The sequence below is a fragment of the Pseudomonas juntendi genome (assembly GCF_009932375.1).
Taxonomy (GTDB): domain Bacteria; phylum Pseudomonadota; class Gammaproteobacteria; order Pseudomonadales; family Pseudomonadaceae; genus Aquipseudomonas; species Aquipseudomonas juntendi.
The window spans coordinates 1-386 of the sequence record NZ_BLJG01000504.1; the positions used below are offsets into that span (position 1 = coordinate 1).

1 protein-coding gene is annotated in these 386 nt (G+C 69.7%); it reads right to left on the reverse strand.

What is annotated here, in order from left to right; translation table 11 throughout:
• Positions 1–58: 58 nt before the first annotated feature.
• The coding region (locus tag GYA94_RS26960; RefSeq protein ID WP_161893483.1) for an ABC transporter permease subunit at positions 59–386 on the reverse strand (328 nt) is incomplete at its 5' end.

The following is a 386-nucleotide window of genomic DNA, read 5'->3' on the forward strand; positions in this document are numbered from 1 at the left end:
CTGTTCCTGGGCTGAGCCGGGTCGGCGGGTACGCGGTCAAGCGGACCTGCCGCGCCGTTCAGCGTGCACCGCGCCCGTAGGCCTGGCTGATGCGGTCGATGACCATGGCCAGGGCGACGATCGCCAGCCCGGCTTCCACACCCTGGCCGACGTTCAAGGTCTGGATACCGGCCAGCACATCCTCACCCAAGCCGCGCGCGCCGATCATCGACGCCACCACCACCATCGACAAGGCCATCATCACCGACTGGTTCAGCCCGGCCATGATGCTGGGCAGCGCCAGCGGCAGGGCTATGCGCCGCAACCGCTGCCAGCGGCTGGCGCCCAGCCCATGGGCGGCCTTCAGCAACGACGGGTCGATCTGGCTCAGGCCCAGCTGGGTCAGG